At 62.3% G+C, this 2,710-nt stretch carries 3 protein-coding genes; all 3 read left to right on the forward strand.

The genetic code is table 11. The annotated features are described in order from the left end of the window. Positions 1-591, forward strand: a 591-nt coding sequence (locus SMC5_RS10000) for an aminotransferase class I/II-fold pyridoxal phosphate-dependent enzyme (RefSeq protein WP_119120588.1), incomplete at its 5' end; no start/stop codon positions are given. Between the two features lie 16 nt (positions 592-607). Beyond that, on the forward strand, positions 608-1,438 hold the full coding sequence (locus SMC5_RS10005; protein WP_119087855.1) for a transketolase: 831 nt from the start codon (positions 608-610) through the stop codon (positions 1,436-1,438). A 1-nt stretch (position 1,439) separates the two neighbouring features. Continuing rightward, on the forward strand, positions 1,440-2,429 hold the full coding sequence (locus SMC5_RS10010; protein WP_119120589.1) for a transketolase family protein: 990 nt from the start codon (positions 1,440-1,442) through the stop codon (positions 2,427-2,429). Positions 2,430-2,710: the final 281 nt, after the last annotated feature.

The following is a 2,710-nucleotide window of genomic DNA, read 5'->3' on the forward strand; positions in this document are numbered from 1 at the left end:
AAGAAGTACGACTTCTATGTCCTGTCGGACGAGATCTACTCGCGTCTGGTGTTTGAGGGCGAGCACTTTTCCATCGCCTCGCTCCCCGGCATGAAGGAACGCACGATCATCATGGACGGTATGTCCAAGACCTACGCCATGACCGGGTGGCGCCTTGGCTACGCAGCCGGCCCGCGTGAACTCATCGAGTGGATGGCCAAGGTCGTCGCCAACACGGCGTCGTGTACCGCCACGTTCACCCAGATTGCCGGGATCGAGGCCCTGACCGGCCCGCAGGATGATGTGGAAACGATGCGACAAGAGTTTCTGGCCCGTCGGGAGATCATCGTCGACGGACTCAACGCCATCCCCGGTGTCACCTGCCGCAGGCCGCATGGTGCCTTTTATGTCTTCCCCAACGTCAAGAGCTTTAACCGCTCATCCCAGGAGATCGCTGATCATCTGCTGTACAACGCCGGCGTCGCCTGCCTGGCGGGAAGCAGCTTCGGCTCGTTTGGCGAGGGCTACCTCCGCTTTTCCTACGCTACGTCGCGCGAGAACATCGCTATAGCGCTCGGCCGTATCCGCACAGCCTTGGCCGAACTGAAGTAGGAGCGAACAAGCAACCATGGAAACACTGCTGACGATCCAGGAGCTGAAGCATCTTGCGACCGAGATCCGCAAGGACACGCTGCGCTCCATCACGGCGGCCGGCTCCGGACACCCCGGGGGTTCCCTCTCCGCCGCCGACATCATGACGGCCCTGTACTTCCGAGTGGCCAACCTTGCCACGCCCACCGACCCGAACCGTGACCGCATCTTCTGGTCCAAGGGGCACATCGCGCCACTGCTGTACACATTGCTTGCCTACAAGGGCTTCTTCCCCAGGGAAGAGCTCATGACGTTGCGCAAGCTCGGCTCACGCCTCCAGGGGCACCCCAAGAAGGGGAGCCCGCCCGGTGTCGAGACGTCGGGTGGCTCGCTTGGCCAGGGGCTCTCCATCGCCGTTGGTGCAGCATATGCCGCCCGGTACGACAAGCTGCCGGTCCGCGCTTACTGCCTTACGGGCGACGGCGAATTACAGGAGGGCCAGATCTGGGAGGCACTGATGGCAGGTGCGCACTTCAAGCTGGACAACCTGTGTGCCGTCATCGACAACAACGGCCTGCAGATCGATGGCAAGTGTTCCGAGGTCATGTGCATCGACGACGTCGGCGCCAAACTGCGCGCGTTCAACTGGCACGTCATCAGCATCGACGGCAACAATATGGAGCAGTGCGTGAACGCGCTGGACGAGGCGAAAATGGTCAAGGGGCAGCCCACGGCCATCGTTGCACATACCATCAAGGGCAAGGGCGTCTCGTTCATGGAGAACGTTGTCGGCTGGCATGGCAAGGCGCCGTCGCAGGACGAGCTGGCCCAGGCCATCCGCGAACTGGACGCACAGGAGTGTGAGTGACATGGCGACTGCACACAAGGACGTTTGCGGCACCCTCGAGGGCAAGGCGACCCGCTTCGGTTACTCTGATGGCCTGCTGATCCTGGGGAGGACAGACCCGCGCGTGTTCGTGCTCGACGCCGACCTCGCCAAATCCACGACCAGTGACCGCTTCAAGAAGGAGTTCCCCGACCGGTTCATCGACTGCGGCATCGCCGAGGCGGACATGGTCGGCATCGCCGGCGGGCTGTCGCTGATGGGCAAGGTCCCGTTCACGTCGACCTACGGCACGTTCATGGTCGACCGGGCACTCGACCAGATACGGGTCACGGTCGCTTATGGCGAGCTGAACGTGAAGATCGTCGGCGCACACGGCGGCATCAGTGTTGGTCCCGACGGGGCGACCCATCAGGCGCTGGAAGACCTGGGCACCATGCGTATGCTGCCGCACATGATCGTCATCAACCCATGCGATGTGAACGAAGCCCGTAAGGCCACGCTGGCGGTCGCCGCCATGCAGGGCCCGGCGTTCATCCGGCTGGGTCGGGAGTCGGTGCCGATTCTCACAGACGACACCACGCCGTTCGAAATCGGCAAAGGCATCACGTTCGAGGACGGCGATGACGTCACGATCGCCGCGACCGGCTACATGGTGTACGAGGCGCTGCTCGCCCACGAGGAGCTGAAGAAACAGGGCATCCATGCCCGCGTCCTCGACATCCACACCATCAAGCCCATCGACCGCGAGTTGCTGTTGCAGGCGGCGCATGAGACGAGTGCCGTCGTCACGGCAGAGGAGCACCAGGTCATGGGTGGGTTCGGTTCTGCGGTCGCCGAGGTGCTCTTCCAGGACTGCCCCGTGCCCATGGAGTTCGTCGGCATCAAGGACCGCTTCGGCGAGTCCGGCACGCCCGACGAACTGCTGACGGCCTTCGGTTGTCGCCACACGGACATCGAAGCCGCGGTGCATCGCGTCCTGCAGCGGAAAACCAATTCTGTCGTTCCCGCGTAGGCGGGAATCCATTCCTTCCCGCCCCCCTCCGTCATTCCCCCCCGAGCATTTCTTTCGAATGCGAGGGGTGCTTTCGGCGTAGGCGGGAACCCATGTACCACCCTTGCCTATTTACCAGCTGATTCCTCTAGCTCCAAGATCAAGATCTTTCTACTGACCGTTTCGGGAGTTCGCCAAGCACTCGCAGGTAGAACGACCTTACGTCCTCACATGCCTCTTCTACGTCTGTTGAAATGCCGCATTCGCTGGCCATGGCAGCGAAAGGGGTTGCCCACGAGCTG

It is taken from the genome of Candidatus Cryosericum odellii (assembly GCF_003570935.1).
Lineage (GTDB): Bacteria > Caldisericota > Caldisericia > Cryosericales > Cryosericaceae > Cryosericum > Cryosericum odellii.